The sequence below is a fragment of the Rhodosalinus halophilus genome, from assembly GCF_003298775.1.
GTDB lineage: Bacteria > Pseudomonadota > Alphaproteobacteria > Rhodobacterales > Rhodobacteraceae > Rhodosalinus > Rhodosalinus halophilus.
Map to the genome: position 1 here is coordinate 1 of NZ_QNTQ01000035.1, position 15,973 is coordinate 15,973.

Annotated in this window: 9 protein-coding genes and 1 pseudogene; 1 reads left to right on the plus strand and 9 read right to left on the minus strand. The window is 66.9% G+C overall.

The window, feature by feature from the left end; all coding sequences use genetic code 11:
* Positions 1–101: 101 nt before the first annotated feature.
* From fusA to rpsL, 3 genes are all read right to left on the minus strand, one after another.
* Positions 102–2,243 (minus strand): elongation factor G, encoded by a 2,142-nt coding sequence (gene fusA / locus DRV85_RS18575; RefSeq protein WP_113290966.1) that lies wholly within the window; start codon positions 2,241–2,243, stop codon positions 102–104.
* Between the two features lie 112 nt (positions 2,244–2,355).
* Positions 2,356–2,826, minus strand: a complete 471-nt coding sequence (gene rpsG, locus DRV85_RS18580; protein WP_113290967.1) for a 30S ribosomal protein S7 — start codon at positions 2,824–2,826, stop codon at positions 2,356–2,358.
* A 12-nt stretch (positions 2,827–2,838) separates the two neighbouring features.
* Complete coding sequence (gene rpsL, locus DRV85_RS18585) at positions 2,839–3,210, minus strand: 30S ribosomal protein S12 (protein WP_113290968.1); 372 nt, start codon at positions 3,208–3,210, stop codon at positions 2,839–2,841.
* A gap of 324 nt (positions 3,211–3,534) precedes the next feature.
* Between rpsL and DRV85_RS18590 the strand changes: the two genes are divergently transcribed.
* Positions 3,535–4,341 (plus strand): putative rhamnosyl transferase, encoded by an 807-nt coding sequence (locus DRV85_RS18590; protein WP_113290969.1) that lies wholly within the window; start codon positions 3,535–3,537, stop codon positions 4,339–4,341.
* 24 nt (positions 4,342–4,365) lie between these two features.
* On the opposite strand, the gene DRV85_RS18595 is transcribed toward DRV85_RS18590, so the two are convergent.
* The 6 genes and pseudogenes from DRV85_RS18595 to DRV85_RS18620 all read right to left on the minus strand — a co-directional run.
* Positions 4,366–5,586, minus strand: a complete 1,221-nt coding sequence (locus DRV85_RS18595) for a PQQ-dependent sugar dehydrogenase (protein WP_113290970.1) — start codon at positions 5,584–5,586, stop codon at positions 4,366–4,368.
* Positions 5,587–5,737: 151 nt separating this feature from the next.
* A complete protein-coding gene (gene rpoC, locus DRV85_RS18600) occupies positions 5,738–9,970 on the minus strand; it encodes a DNA-directed RNA polymerase subunit beta' (protein WP_113290971.1) in 4,233 nt (1,410 codons plus the stop codon).
* Positions 9,971–10,092: 122 nt separating this feature from the next.
* Positions 10,093–14,229 (minus strand): DNA-directed RNA polymerase subunit beta, encoded by a 4,137-nt coding sequence (gene rpoB / locus DRV85_RS18605; protein WP_113290972.1) that lies wholly within the window; start codon positions 14,227–14,229, stop codon positions 10,093–10,095.
* Between the two features lie 258 nt (positions 14,230–14,487).
* Positions 14,488–14,871, minus strand: coding sequence for a 50S ribosomal protein L7/L12 (gene rplL / locus DRV85_RS18610; RefSeq protein ID WP_113290973.1), 384 nt, complete (start codon positions 14,869–14,871; stop codon positions 14,488–14,490).
* A gap of 75 nt (positions 14,872–14,946) precedes the next feature.
* Positions 14,947–15,465, minus strand: coding sequence for a 50S ribosomal protein L10 (gene rplJ / locus DRV85_RS18615; RefSeq protein WP_113290974.1), 519 nt, complete (start codon positions 15,463–15,465; stop codon positions 14,947–14,949).
* Between the two features lie 340 nt (positions 15,466–15,805).
* Positions 15,806–15,973 (minus strand): annotated as a pseudogene (locus tag DRV85_RS18620) (50S ribosomal protein L1); the annotation flags it as partial.

Here is a 15,973-nt window from a genome sequence, read left to right on the forward strand (position 1 = left end):
TCGAACTTTGCCTTTGCCATCCCTGGCCTCCTTTTCGTCTCACGGTGCGTGGCGCGCACGCACCCTACGGGGTAGGGTGCGTGGTTTCCCACGCACCGCGGTCATGCGTATTTTGCCTGAATCTCTTCCGAGATGTTCTGCGGCACCGGTTCGTAGTGGTCGAACAGCATCGTGAACTGCGCGCGGCCCGACGACATCGAGCGCAGGTTGTTGATGTAGCCGAACATGTTCGCGAGCGGCACGAAGGCGTTGATGACCACCGCGTTGCCGCGGGCGTCCTGCCCCTGCACCTGACCGCGCCGGCTGGTGAGATCGCCGATGATCGAGCCGGTGTATTCCTCCGGCGTGACCACCTCGACCTTCATGATCGGCTCGAGCAGCTTCGCGCCGGCCTTGCGCAGGCCCTCGCGCATGCACATGCGGCTCGCGATCTCGAAGGCGAGCACCGACGAGTCCACGTCGTGATACTTGCCGTCCACCAGAGCAACCTTGAAGTCGATCACCGGGAAGCCCGCGAGCGGACCGGAGTCCATGACCGACTGGATGCCCTTCTCGACGCCCGGGACGTATTCCTTGGGCACCGCGCCGCCGACGATGCGGCTCTCGAAGGAGTAGCCCTCGCCCGGTTCGGTCGGCGTGATCTCGAGCGTGACTTCGGCGAACTGGCCCGAGCCGCCGGTCTGCTTCTTGTGCGTGTAGGTATGGGTGAGCTGCTGCGAGATCGTCTCGCGGTAGGCCACCTGGGGCGCACCGATGTTCGCCTCGACCTTGAACTCGCGCTTGAGCCGGTCGACCAGGATGTCGAGATGGAGCTCGCCCATGCCCTTCATGATGGTCTGACCAGATTCCAGGTCGGTCTCGACCTTGAAGGACGGATCCTCCGCCGCGAGACGCTGCAGGCCGGCCGACATCTTCTCCTGGTCGGCCTTGGTCTTGGGCTCGACGGCGATCTCGATCACCGGATCGGGGAAGGTCATGGTCTCGAGCACCACGGGCTTGGCGGGATCGCAGAGCGTGTCGCCGGTGGTGGTATCCTTGAGACCTGCGAGCGCGATGATGTCTCCCGAGCCGGCCCAGTCGATCTCCTCGCGGGAGTTCGAGTGCATCATCATCATGCGGCCGATGCGCTCACGCTTGCCCTTGGTGGCGTTGAGCACCGTGTCGCCCTTCTTCATCATGCCCGAGTAGATCCGGGTGAAGGTCAGCGAGCCCACGAAGGGGTCGTTCATGATCTTGAAGGCGAGGCCGGCGAAGGGCTGATCGTCGCCGGGACGGCGCTCGAGGTTGCGGGTCTCGGTCTCGTCGTCCGGCGCGAAGCCCATGTAGGGCGGCACGTCGAGCGGGCCGGGCAGGTAGTCGATCACAGCGTTCAGAAGCGGCTGCACACCCTTGTTCTTGAAGGCCGAGCCGGCCAGCACCGGCACGAAGGCGAGCGACAGCGTGCCCTTGCGGATCAGGCTGCGCAGGGTCGGCAGATCCGGCTCCTCGCCTTCCAGGTACTTCTCCATCGCCTCGTCGTCCTGCTCGACGGCGAGTTCGACGAGTTCCGCGCGCATCTCCTCGGCGCGGTCCCTGAGCTCGTCGCGCACGTCCTGCACGACCCAGGAGGCGCCCAGATCCTCGCCCTTCCAGACCCACTCCTTCATGGTGAGTAGGTCGACGATGCCCTCGAGCTTGTCCTCGGCGCCGATGGGGAACTGGATCGGCGCGGGGGTGGCGCCCGTGCGATCCTTGATCATGTGGATGCAGTTGAAGAAGTCGGCGCCGATCTTGTCCATCTTGTTGACGAACACGATCCGGGGCACCCGATAGCGGTCCGCCTGCCGCCAGACCGTCTCGGTCTGCGGCTCGACGCCGGCGTTGGCGTCCAGCACGGCCACGGCGCCGTCGAGCACGGCGAGGCTGCGCTCCACCTCGATGGTGAAGTCGACGTGCCCGGGCGTGTCGATGATGTTGAAGCGGAACCGCGCCTCTTCCGGCGTGTCGCCGTAGATGCCGGTCGGGTTCTTGCCGTCCTCGGTGCGGAACCAGAAGGTCGTGGTCGCGGCCGAGGTGATCGTGATCCCCCGCTCCTGCTCCTGCTCCATCCAGTCCATCGTCGCGGCGCCCTCGTGCACCTCGCCGATCTTGTGGGACTTGCCGGTATAATAGAGGATGCGCTCCGTCGTGGTGGTCTTGCCGGCGTCGATATGCGCCATGATCCCGAAATTGCGGTAGCGCTCGAGGGAATACTCGCGTTTCATCCTTGCGTCCTCTAGGTCGTCCGGACCGCGGCCCGGGGCTTCCCCTTGGTTCCGTATCGGCCGGCGTGCATGTCATGGGCGGGCAGGCGGCCGTCCGCCCTGCCCCGGGCTCTTACCAGCGGTAGTGGCTGAAGGCCTTGTTGGCCTCGGCCATCTTGTGGGTGTCCTCGCGCTTCTTCACGGCGGCACCGCGGGAGTTCACAGCGTCGATCAGCTCCGCGGCGAGGCGTTCTTCCATCGTGTTCTCGTTGCGCTTGCGGCAGGCGTCGATGAGCCAGCGCAGCGCCAGCGCCTCGCGGCGCTCGGGGCGGACCTCGACGGGCACCTGGTAGGTGGCCCCGCCCACCCGGCGCGAGCGGACCTCGACCGAGGGCTTGATGTTGTCGATGGCCTCGTGGAAGATCTCGACCGGCGCGCGCTTGACCTTGCTCTCGACGCGGTCGAGGGCGTTGTAGACGATGCGCTCGGCGACCGACTTCTTGCCGTCGATCATCAGGTTGTTCATGAATTTGGTCAGCACCCGGTCGCCGAACTTCGGGTCGGGCAGGATTTCGCGTTTCTCGGCGCGGTGACGGCGGGACATCTCTCTATCCTCTTACTTCGGGCGCTTGGCGCCGTATTTCGAGCGGCGCTGACGGCGGTCCTTGACGCCCTGCGTGTCGAGCACGCCGCGCAGGATGTGATAGCGCACGCCCGGAAGATCCTTCACCCGGCCGCCGCGGATCAGGACCACCGAGTGCTCCTGAAGGTTGTGGCTCTCGCCCGGGATGTAGCTGATCACCTCGTAGCCGTTGGTCAGGCGCACCTTGGCCACCTTCCGCATGGCCGAGTTCGGCTTCTTCGGCGTGGTGGTGTAGACCCGCGTGCAGACGCCCCGCTTCTGCGGGTTGCCTTCGAGATGCATCGACTTGTTCGACCGGGTCTTGGGCTGCCGCGGCTTGCGGATCAGCTGCTGGATCGTTGGCATGAGGGTCTCTTCCCCGTCTGTCTCTTTCGACGCGGGCGTCCCCGCGGCTGGCTTACCTTCTGCGGCGCTCGAGGGCATCCGCGCAAAAAACGAACACCGCATGCAGCCCTTCGTCCGGGGCCGACGCGGCGGGGTTCCAGAGGATCGGGGCCCACGGCCCGGATCTTGGCCACTTCAGTCCTGATGCCGGCACGAGGAACAACGCCCGGGGCCGGGATGCGGCGCGTATAGGCAGAGTCGCAGGGGTTGTCAACAGCCTCTGCCCGGCTTGCCTTGCGGGCGGCGGGATGCAAGGTTTTTCGCGACTCACGGGACAGGGATCGCATGCAGGTCATCGGCTTTTGCCGCTTCTCCTATCCGGCCGAGGGCGGCTTTCAGGTCGAGCACGCGAGCATCGCGGAGCGCATCGCCTATCTCTACGCGCCCGAGCGGATGGAGGCGCGCTTCCGCCTGTTCGAGACGATCTGCCTGCCTGCACTGAAGGCCCAGACGGACCCCGACTTCGAGTTCCTCATCCTGGTGGGCGAGGCGATGCCGAAGGCACTGCGCGACAGGCTCGCGGCTCTGGTGTCCGACCTGCCGCAGGCCCGCATCGTCGCCCGCCCGCCGGGGCGCCACCGGAAAGTCTGTCAGGAGGTGATCAACGCCGCCCGGGACATGGAAGCGCCCTGCCTGATGTTCCGGCACGACGACGACGATGCCGTGGCGGTGAATTTCGTGGAGCGGCTGCGCGCCGCGGCGAGCGACTGCGCGGCGCTTACCCGCGCACACCGGATGGTGGGCTTCGACTGGAACCGCGGCTGGATCGCACGCCCCGGCTCAGAGGGCATCCGCGCCGAGCCCACTGTCACGCCCTACTGGGGCGTCGCGCAGGCCGCGGCGGTGCAGCCCGGCGTGCGGCTTACGCTGATGAATTTCGCGCACGCCAGAATCAACCAGTTCATGCCCACCGTCACCTTCACGCACGAGGAGATGTATGTGCGCGGGCATAACGACCACAACGACTCACGGCAGAAGAAGCATGTGAAACCCGTCGATCTGCCACTGCTGGACGCCGAGGGCGAGGCGCTGTTCCGGGCACGCTTCGCCATCGACGCCGACCACGTGAGAAGGGTCTACGGCAGGCGTTGAGCGTGCCGCCTGCCGCGGCCGCCCCTACCCCTCGCCTTCGGTCACATGCACGATCTGCCCGTCGGCATAGTCGGTGGCGACCAGGAAGCTGCCGTCGCTCAGGACTTCGACGTCGCGCACGCGGCCGTAGTCGGTGAGGATCCGCTCCTCGGCGGTCACCAGCGGCCCCTGAAGCTCGAGGCGGACGATGCCCGGCGCCACCAGCCCGGCGATCAGAAGATCGCCGTTCCACGCCGCGAACTGCTCGCCCGCGTGCTCGGCCATGTCGCCCGGCGCGATCACCGGATCCCAGAAATAGATCGGCTCCTCGAAGCCGGGCTGGCGCGGTTCGCCGGAGCCGATCGCGGGGCCGGAATACCGCATCCCGTAGCTGACCACCGGCCAGCCATAGTTCCGCGCCGGCAGCACGAGATTGAGCTCGTCGCCCCCCGCCGGTCCGTGCTCGATCACCCAGAGGTGTTCGCCGATCATCGCTGCGCCCTGCACGTTGCGGTGGCCGTAGGACCAGATCGCATCGCGCGCGTCGTCACGGCCGGTGAAGGGATTGCTGTCGGGGATCGCGCCGTCGAGGCCGATCCGGACGATCTTGCCGTGGCCCGTGTCGAGATCCTGCGCGAGTTCGCGCTCCTCCATGCCGAAATGCTCGCCCGTGGTGACGAAGGCATGACCGGCCCCGTCGAAGACGATCCGGCTTCCGTAGTGCATCCGTACGGGAGAGGCCGGCTGCTGCATCCAGATGTCCTCGACCTCCTCGAGCCGCTTGAGATCCTCGGACAGGCGCCCTCGGGCGGCGGCCGTCGCCGACAGCCCATCGCCCACAGGTTTGGCGTAGGTCAGATAGACCATCCGCGTCTCGGCGAAATCGGGGCCGAGCTTGACGTCCAGCAGTCCGGCCTGCGGCGTGCCGCCGGTGCGCTGCGGCCGGTTCTCCACCTCCGGCACGCCCGCGATCGGTTCCGAGACCGTGCCCTCCGCCGAGAGATGCCGCAGGCGGCCCGGCCGCTCCGTCACCAGAAAGCCGCGCCCCTGGGGCAGCGCCGCGACAGCCCAGGGGTGCTCGAGCCCCGAGGCGAGGACGCGGGTCTCGAGCGACACGTCGGACACCTCGACAGGCGCGCGAAACTGAGCGTCGTAGAAGGGCGCGTAGTCGGAGTTGCGCACGCCCCAGTCATGCGCGTCCTGTGCAGCCAGCGGGCCGGCGGCGAGTGTCGCGGCCAGAACCAGGAAAATGCGATTGCGGGCCATGTCCTGTCCTCCTTGGCCCTGGCAACGCGCAGGCGCGCGCGTCGTTCCTTCACCCTCGGGTGAGCGCCCCCGAACGCGAAGGCGGCGACGCCTTTTCGGACGCCGCCGCCTTGAACTGACTCAACGGTCCCGCGACGCGCGCGGGGGCCGCTCATTCCTCGCGGCTCTCCGGGGTCTCGACGAGGAAATCCTCGTCTCCGGCGCCTTCCGCGGGCGCGGCGAGCGCCGCGGCGGCCTCCGCCTCCTCGCGCCGGGCCTCGATCACCACGTTGTCGCGCTCCTGCGCGATGCGGCGGACCCGCTGCGTGGCGCCGCCCGTGCCCGCCGGGATCAGGCGGCCGACGATCACGTTCTCCTTGAGCCCCACGAGCTTGTCGCGCTTGCCCTGCACGCTGGCTTCGGTGAGCACGCGCGTCGTCTCCTGGAAGGACGCGGCCGAGATGAAGCTGCGGGTCTGCAGCGAGGCCTTGGTGATGCCCAGCAGGACAGGCTGCGCCTGCGCCGGGCGCTTGCCCAGCTTCTCGGCCTTGGCGTTCGCCGCCTCGAGCTCTGCCTTGTCCACATGCTCGCCCTTGAGAAGCGTCGTCTCCCCGCTGTCGAGGATCTCCCACTTCTGGAGCATCTGGCGGACGATGACCTCGATGTGCTTGTCGTTGATCTTCACGCCCTGCAGGCGATAGACCTCCTGCACCTCGTCCACCATGTAGTTGGCCAGAGCCTCGACGCCCATGATCGCCAGGATGTCGTGCGGCGCCGGGTTGCCGTCCATGATGTAGTCGCCCTTCTGGACGTAGTCGCCCTCCTGCACGGGGACGTGCTTGCCCTTGGGCACCATGTATTCGGCCGGCTCGAGGCTGTCGTCCGCGGGCTCGATCGTGATGCGGCGCTTGTTCTTGTAGTCCTTTCCGAAGCGCACGTAGCCGTCGATCTCGGCGATGATGGCGTGGTCCTTGGGCCGCCGCGCCTCGAAGAGTTCCGCCACCCGCGGCAGGCCGCCGGTGATGTCCTTCGTCTTGGCGCCCTCGCGCGGGATCCGCGCGACGACGTCGCCGGCCTGGATCTTCTGGCCGTCCTCGCAGGACAGGATCGCGTCCACCGACATCGGGTAGGTCACCGGATTGCCCGCCTCGTTGCGCACCGGCTGCCCGTCCTCGTCCACGAGGATGATTTCGGGCTTGAGCTCGTTGCCGCGCGGCGCGGTGCGCCAGTCAGCCACGATCTTCTGGGTCATGCCGGTGGCCTCGTCGGTCTCTTCCCGGACCGAGACGCCGTTGACGAGATCGACGTGCCGCGCGACGCCGTCCTTCTCGGCGATGATCGGCAGCGTGTAGGGATCCCACTCGAAGAGCTTGTCGCCCCGCGCGATCTCGGCGCCGTCCTTGACGAAGAGCTTGGAGCCGTAGCCCACCTTGTGGCTCGCCCGCTCCTGGCCCTGCTCGTCCTGGATCGAGAGCTTCATGTTGCGCCCCATGACCAGCAGCTCGCCGGCCGCGTTCGTCAGCGTCGAGGCGTTCTCGAAGCGCACGATGCCGGGCTGGCTCGCCTCGAGGAAGCTCTGCTGGCCGCCCGTCGCCACGCCGCCGATGTGGAAGGTCCGCATGGTCAGCTGCGTGCCCGGCTCGCCGATCGACTGCGCTGCGATGATGCCCACGGCCTCGCCGACGTTGACCATCGTGCCGCGCGCCAGGTCACGCCCGTAGCACATGGCGCAGACGCCCTCCTCGGCCTCGCAGGTCAGCGGGCTGCGGATGCGCGCCGTCTGCACCGCGGCCTCGTCGATGCGGTCGGCCATGCGCTCGTCGATGAGCTCGCCGGCCTCGACGATCACTTCGCCGGTCGTCGGCACGACGATCTCTTCGGCGGCGACGCGGCCGAGCACCCGCTCGCCCAGGCTCGCCACCAGCTCGCCCTCGTTCACCGCCGCCTCGGCGGTGATCGACCGGTCGGTGCCGCAATCGGTCTCGCGCACGATGCAGTCCTGCGCCACGTCCACGAGACGACGGGTCAGATAGCCCGAGTTCGCCGTCTTGAGCGCGGTGTCCGACAGGCCCTTCCGCGCGCCGTGGGTGGAGTTGAAGTACTCCAGCACGGTCAGGCCTTCCTTGAAGTTCGAGATGATCGGCGTCTCGATGATGTCGCCGTTGGGCTTGGCCATCAGGCCGCGCATGCCGCCGAGCTGCTTCATCTGCGTGACCGAGCCGCGCGCGCCGGAATGCGCCATCATGTAGATCGAGTTCGGCTCGAGCTCCGCGCCGCGTTCGTCATGCTGGGTCGACGAGATCGAGCCCATCATGGCCTCGGTGACCTTGTCGTTGCACTTCGACCAGGCGTCCACGACCTTGTTGTACTTCTCGCCCTGAGTGATCAGGCCGTCCATGTACTGCTGCTCGAACTCCTTCACCTGCTCGCGGGTTTCCTCGACGATGCCCCACTTCTCCTGCGGGATGACCATGTCGTCCTTGCCGAAGGAGATGCCGGCGCGGAATGCCTCGCGGAAACCGAGCGCCATGATCTGGTCGCAGAAGATGACCGACTCCTTCTGCCCGCAGTAGCGGTAGACGGTATCGATGACCTGCTGCACCTCCTTCTTGCGCAGAAGGCGGTTGACCAGCTCGAAGGGCGCCTTGGCGTTGAGCGGCATGAGCTGGCCGAGCCGCACCCGGCCAGGCGTCGTCTCGAACCGGGTCCAGACCTCGTTGCCCGTCTCGTCGATCTGCGGCATGCGGCAGGTGATCCTGGCGTGCATGTGCACCTGATCGGTGTCGAGGGCGAACTGCACCTCGTCGGGATTCGCGAAGGCCATGCCCTCGCCCTTCATCCCCTCGCGCTCGAGGCTGATGTAGTAGAGGCCGAGGATCATGTCCTGCGACGGCACGATGATGGGCGAGCCGTTGGCGGGGCTCAGCACGTTGTTGGTGCTCATCATCAGCACGCGCGCCTCGAGCTGGGCTTCCAGCGAGAGGGGCACGTGCACGGCCATCTGGTCGCCGTCGAAGTCGGCGTTGAAGGCCGCGCAGACCAGCGGGTGAAGCTGGATCGCCTTGCCCTCGATCAGCACCGGCTCGAAGGCCTGGATGCCGAGACGGTGCAGGGTCGGCGCGCGGTTCAGCAGGACGGGATGCTCGCGGATGACCTCATCGAGGATGTCCCAGACCTCGGGGCGCTCCTTCTCGACCAGCTTCTTCGCCTGCTTGACGGTGGAGCTCAGCCCCTTCGCCTCGAGGCGCGAGTAGATGAACGGCTTGAAGAGCTCGAGGGCCATCTTCTTGGGCAGGCCGCACTGGTGGAGCTTGAGCTCCGGGCCGGTCACGATGACCGAGCGGCCCGAGAAGTCCACCCGCTTGCCGAGCAGGTTCTGACGGAAGCGGCCCTGCTTGCCCTTCAGCATGTCCGACAGCGACTTCAGCGGGCGCTTGTTGGCGCCCGTGATGACGCGGCCGCGGCGGCCGTTGTCGAAGAGCGCGTCCACCGACTCCTGCAGCATCCGCTTCTCGTTGCGCACGATGATGTCCGGCGCGCGCAGCTCGATCAGCCGCTTGAGGCGGTTGTTGCGGTTGATGACCCGACGGTAGAGATCGTTGAGGTCCGAGGTGGCGAAGCGGCCGCCGTCGAGCGGCACCAGCGGGCGCAGCTCGGGCGGGATGACCGGAATCACGGTCATCACCATCCATTCGGGCCGGTTGCCCGACTCGAGGAAGGCCTCGACGACCTTCAGCCGCTTGATGATCTTCTTGGGCTTGAGTTCGCCCGTCGCCTCGGCGAGATCCGCGCGCAGCTGCTCTGCCTCGGCCTCGAGGTCGATCTGCGCAAGCATCTCGCGGATCGCCTCGGCCCCGATCGAGGCGCTGAAGGCGTCCGCGCCATACTGATCCTGCGCGTCGAGGAACTCCTCCTCGGTCAGCATCTGGCCGTAGCTCAGATCGGTGAGGCCGGGGTTCGTGACGACGTAGTTCTCGAAGTAGAGCACACGCTCGAGATCGCGCAGCGTCATGTCGAGCATCAGGCCGATGCGCGAGGGCAGCGACTTCAGGAACCAGATGTGCGCCACGGGCGCGGCGAGCTCGATGTGGCCCATGCGCTCGCGGCGGACCTTCTGCAGCGTGACCTCGACGCCGCATTTCTCGCAGACGACGCCGCGATACTTCATCCGCTTGTACTTGCCGCAAAGGCACTCGTAGTCCTTGATCGGCCCGAAGATGCGCGCGCAGAAGAGCCCGTCGCGCTCGGGCTTGAAGGTCCGGTAGTTGATCGTCTCGGGCTTCTTGATCTCGCCGTAGGACCAAGAGAGGATCCGCTCGGGCGAGGCCAGCGAGATCCGGATCTCGTCGAAGATCTTCTGCGGCGCCAGCGGATTGAACGGGTTGTTCGTGAGTTCCTGGTTCATGTCGGATTCCTTGTCGGGTCACGGGGAGGAGGACGGGGCGCGCCGCGCCGGTGCCTGTCGCACCGGTGCGTGCCGAGCACGCACCCTACGGGGCTGCGTAGGGTGCGTGATCTCACGCACCCTTATTCATCCTCCTCCGCATCCAGGAGTTCCATGTTGAGGCCGAGGCCGCGGACTTCCTTCACCAGCACGTTGAAGCTTTCCGGCACGCCGGCCTCGAAGTTGTCCTCGCCCTTGACGATGGCTTCGTAGACCTTCGTACGGCCGGCCACGTCGTCGGATTTCACCGTCAGCATCTCCTGCAGGGTGTAGGCGGCACCGTAGGCCTCGAGCGCCCAGACCTCCATCTCGCCGAAGCGCTGGCCACCGAACTGCGCCTTGCCGCCCAGCGGCTGCTGGGTCACGAGGCTGTAGGGGCCGGTCGAGCGCGCGTGGATCTTGTCGTCCACGAGATGGTGCAGCTTCAGCAGATACTTGACGCCCACCGTCACCGGCCGCGCGAACTGCTCGCCCGAGCGGCCGTCGAAGAGCACCGACTGGCCCGATTCCGAGAAGCCGGCGCGCACCAGCGCGTCGTTCACGTCCGGCTCCTTGGCGCCGTCGAAGACCGGCGTGGCGATCGGGACGCCGCGGGTGACGTTGGCGGCGGCCTCGATCAGGCGGTCGTCCTCCATGTCCTCGATCCCCTCGGCATAGACCTCGTCGCCGTAGGCGATCCGCATGGCCTCCTTCACCGGGGTCAGGTCGCCCGTGCGGCGGTATTCGTCCAGCGCCTCGTCGATACGCACGCCGAGGCCGCGCGCGGCCCAGCCCATGTGCGTCTCGAGGATCTGGCCGACGTTCATCCGCGACGGCACGCCCAGAGGGTTGAGCACGATGTCCACCGGCGTCCCGTCGGCGAGGAAGGGCATGTCCTCCATCGGCACGACCTTGGAGACGACGCCCTTGTTGCCGTGCCGGCCGGCCATCTTGTCGCCGGGCTGCAGCTTGCGCTTCACCGCGACGAAGACCTTGACCATCTTCATCACGCCCGGCGGCAGGTCGTCGCCGCGGCGCACCTTCTCGACCTTGTCGTCGAAGCGCGCGTCGAGCTGGCGCTTCTGCGCCTCGTACTGCGCATGCAGCGCCTCGAGGCCCTGGGCGTCCTCCTCGTCCTTGAGCGCGAGCTGCCACCACTGGCTGCGCGGCAGCCCGTCGAGAAGCTCATCGGTGATCTCGGAGTTGGCCCTGACGCCGCGCGGCCCCTTCACCGCGGTCTTGCCGAGCAGCATGTCCCGCAGCCGCGCATAGATGTTGCGGTCGAGGATGGCGAGCTCGTCGTCACGGTCGCGCGCGAGCTGTTCGATCTCCTCGCGCTCGATCTGCAGCGCGCGCTCGTCCTTCTCCACCCCGTGCCGGTTGAAGACGCGGACCTCCACGACGGTGCCGTAGTCGCCCGGCTTCACCCGAAGCGAGGTGTCGCGCACGTCGGACGCCTTCTCACCGAAGATGGCCCGCAGGAGCTTCTCCTCCGGCGTCATCGGGCTTTCGCCCTTGGGAGTGATCTTGCCCACCAGGATGTCGCCCGGCTCCACGTCGGCGCCGATGTAGACGATGCCGGCCTCGTCGAGGTTGCGCAGCGCCTCCTCGCCGACGTTGGGGATGTCGCGGGTGATCTCCTCGGGGCCGAGCTTGGTGTCGCGGGCGGCGACCTCGAACTCCTCGATGTGGATCGAGGTGAAGACGTCGTCGCGCGCGATGCGCTCGGAGATCAGGATCGAGTCCTCGTAGTTGTAGCCGTTCCACGGCATGAAGGCGACGACCACGTTCTTGCCGAGCGCGAGCTCGCCCATGTCCGTGGAGGGACCGTCGGCGATCACCTCGCCCTTGACCACCTGATCGCCCACCTTGACCAGCGGCCGCTGGTTGATCGCGGTGTTCTGGTTCGAGCGCTGGAACTTGCGCATGCGATAGATGTCCACGCCCGGGTCGCCCGGCTCCAGGTCCTCGGTCACGCGGACCACGATCCGCTGCGCGTCCACCTGGTCGATGATCCCGCCGCGGCGCGCCATGACCGAGGCGCCCGAGTCGCGCGCCACCACGCCCTCGATGCCGGTGCCGACGAGCGGTGCCTCGGCCTGCAGGAGCGGGACCGCCTGCCGCTGCATGTTCGAGCCCATGAGCGCGCGGTTGGCGTCGTCGTTCTCGAGGAAGGGAATGAGCGAGGCGGCCACCGACACAAGCTGCTTGGGCGAGACGTCGATCAGATCGACGCTTTCGTTCGGCGCGAGCATGTAGTCGCCCGCCTGGCGGGTCGAGACGAGCTCGTTCACGAACCGGCCGGCGTCGTCGAGCTTGGCGTTGGCCTGCGCCACCGTGTGGCGCATCTCCTCGGTGGCGGACATGTAGACCACCTCGTCGGTCACCTGCCCGTTCTCCACCTTGCGGTAGGGCGTCTCGATGAAGCCGTACTTGTTCACCCGCGCATAGGTGGCGAGGCTGTTGATGAGACCGATGTTCGGGCCTTCCGGCGTCTCGATCGGGCACATCCGGCCATAGTGCGTCGGATGCACGTCGCGCACCTCGAAGCCCGCACGCTCCCGCGTAAGGCCGCCGGGGCCGAGCGCCGAGAGGCGCCGCTTGTGAGTGACCTCGGACAGCGGGTTGGTCTGGTCCATGAACTGCGACAGCTGCGAGGAGCCGAAGAACTCGCGCACCGCGGCGGCCGCCGGTTTGGCGTTGATGAGATCCTGCGGCATGACCGTATCGATCTCGACCGAGGACATGCGCTCCTTGATGGCGCGCTCCATGCGCAGGAGCCCCACGCGATACTGGTTCTCCATCAGCTCGCCGACCGAGCGCACGCGGCGGTTGCCGAGATGGTCGATGTCGTCGATCTCGCCCTTGCCGTCGCGCAGTTCGACCAGCGCGCGGACGCAGGCCACGATGTCGTCGCGGTCCAGCGTGCGCTGGGTGTCGGGCTTGTCGAGGTCGAGCCGCATGTTCATCTTCACGCGGCCCACGGCCGAGAGGTCGTAGCGCTCGGGATCGAAGAACAGCGTGTCGAACAGCGCGCTCGCCGCCTCGACGGTGGGCGGCTCGCCCGGGCGCATGACGCGGTAGATGTCCATGAGCGCGGTCTCGCGGTTCATGTTCTTGTCCGCGGCCATGGTGTTGCGGATGTAGGGGCCGACGTTCACGCCGTCGATGTCGAGCACCGGAATCTCGGTGATGCCCGCGTCGAGCAGCTCCTTGAGCGTGCCGCCTGTCACCGAGCCTTCCTTGTCCACCTCCCAGGTGAGCTCGTCGCCCGCCTCGACGTAGATGGCGCCCGTCTCCTCGTTGATGATGTCCCGGGCGGCGTATTTGCCGACGATCTGCTCGAAGGGCACGAGGATCTCGCTGACCTTGCCTTCGTCGATCAGCTTCTTGACGGCGCGCGGCGTCACCTTCTTGCCCGCCTCGGCGATCACCTCGCCTGTGGCGGCGTCGACGATGTCGTGCGGCGGGCGCGTGCCGCGCACGCGCTCGGGGAAGAACTTGGTCTCCCAGCCCTCGCCCTTGCGCAGCCTGTAGGTGACGGTGTCGTAGTAGGCATCCATGATGCCTTCCTGATCCAGCCCGAGAGCGTAGAGCAGGGTCGTCACCGGCAGCTTGCGGCGCCGGTCGATGCGGGCGTAGACGATATCCTTGGCGTCGAACTCGAAGTCGAGCCACGAGCCGCGGTAGGGGATGATCCGGCAGGCGAAGAGCAGCTTGCCGGAGCTGTGCGTCTTGCCCTTGTCGTGATCGAAGAACACGCCGGGCGAACGGTGCATCTGGCTGACGATGACGCGCTCGGTGCCGTTGACGATGAAGGTGCCGTTGGGCGTCATGAGCGGCATGTCGCCCATGTAGACATCCTGTTCCTTGATGTCCTTCACTGACTTGGAGCCGGTATCCTCGTCCAGGTCGAAGACGATCAGGCGCAGGGTCACCTTGAGCGGCGCGGCGTAGGTCATGTCGCGCTGCTGGCACTCGTCCACGTCGTATTTCGGCCGCTCGAGCGCGTAATCCACGAACTCGAGCACGGCGGTCTCGTTGAAGTCCTTGATCGGAAAGACGGACTGGAAGACACCCTTGATGCCCTCGCCGTCGGCCGGCTCGGGCCCTTCGCCCGAATTGAGGAAGAGGTCGTAGGACGACTTCTGGACCTCGATGAGGTTCGGCATCTCGAGGACTTCGCGAATCCGGCCGTAGTAGCGGCGGAGACGTTTCTGGCCGAGGTAGGAATGGGGCATGTGCGGACTCACCTCACGTTTCTCTGCCTGGACGCGCGCGCTGCCGGGGCCACAGCGGCGGGTCCATAGAGACGGCGGGCGCGATCCATTCCCGGCCCGCGTCCCACCGCGGGCCTCCCGATCGCGCGACCCTGCCTTGGAAAGGCCCTACCGCGGGAGAGCCTTGCCGAGACAGGTTCGGCTGGGCCACCGGAAGGGGCCCAGCCGCTGTGTCCCTGGCCGGTTCGCGGCGGAATGTCCCGCCACGCCCGGTCACGATTACTTGAGCTCGACCTCGGCGCCGGCCTCTTCGAGCTTCTTCTTGATCTCTTCGGCCTCTTCCTTCGCGACCTGCTCCTTGACGGGCTTGCCGCCCGCCTCGACCAGCTCCTTGGCCTCCTTGAGGCCCAGGCCGGTGATCGCGCGCACTTCCTTGATCACGTTGATCTTGGACGCGCCCGCCGACTTCAGGATGACGTCGAATTCGGTCTGCTCCTCCTCGGCGGCGCCGCCCGCGGCGCCTTCGGCCGGGCCGGCCATCATCACCGCGCCGCCGGCGGCGGGCTCGATGTCGTACTCGTCCTTGAGGATCTGCTTCAGTTCCTGCGCCTCGAGCAGCGTCAGGTTCACGATTTCTTCGGCAAGTTTCTTCAGATCAGCCATGTCCGTGACTCTTTCCTAGATATGGAGTCCAACGTCGGGTTCGCCACCACGACGAGGGTTTTTTCTCGGGTCGCCTCAGGCGGCTTCCGCCTTGTCCTCGATGGTCGAGAGGATGCCCGCGATGTTGGAAGCAGGTGCGCCGATCGCACCGGCGATGTTCGAGGCGGGCGCGCCGATGCACGACGCGATCTGAGCGATGAGCTCTTCGCGCGACGGCATTTTCGACACGGCCTCGACACCGGCCCGGTCCAGAACCGACTCACCCATAGCCCCGCCAAGGATCTGCAGCTTCTTGTTGTCCTTGACGAAGTCCTCGACCACCTTGGCGGCTGCCACGGGGTCTTCGGAATAGGTGAGCACGGTCATGCCCGTCAGGAAGTCGGCGATGCCTTCGCACGGCTTTCCCTCGAGGGCGATCTTGGCGAGCCTGTTCTTGGCGACGCGGACGGAGCTCTGGTTCGCGCGTGCACGCGCCCGGAGATCCTGCATCTCGGCAACCGTGAGACCCTCGTAGTGGGAAACCACCACGACGCCAGAGCTTTCGAAGATCTGGCCGAGTTCCTCGACCACTCTCTCTTTCTGGGCTCTATCCACAGTTTCACTCCAAGTATGGAAGGGTGGGCCCCTCCGGCTCAGTTCTGCCGGCCGACACCGGCGTTTGTGTCCGACTACGGGGCTGCGCCAAGACCGCCCGAAGGATACACCCGCGGCCGATCTGGTCGATCCCGTCTCAGGCAGGACATTAAGGCCGCGGCTGCGGCCACCCGCCGTCTTGGACGAAAGACGGAACGGCGCACTGAAGTCAGCACGCCCTTCCGCCGCGCCTCCTTAAAGACAAAACCGGGGGTTTCCAACCCCCCAATTTCGCCTCGCCGCATCCGGCGCGGATGTGACCCGAACCGGCGGCGACCGCGCGGGCGGCCGCCGCTCGGGCTCATTCGGCAGCGGCGGCCGCGGGCTCCGACATGGCCGAGGCAACGTCCACCGACACGCCCGGCCCCATGGTCGAGGTGAGCGAGATCTTCTTCATGTAGGTGCCCTTGGCGCCCGCGGGCTTGGCGCGGGCGACCGCATCGACGAAGGCGCGCAGGTTCTCGGCCAG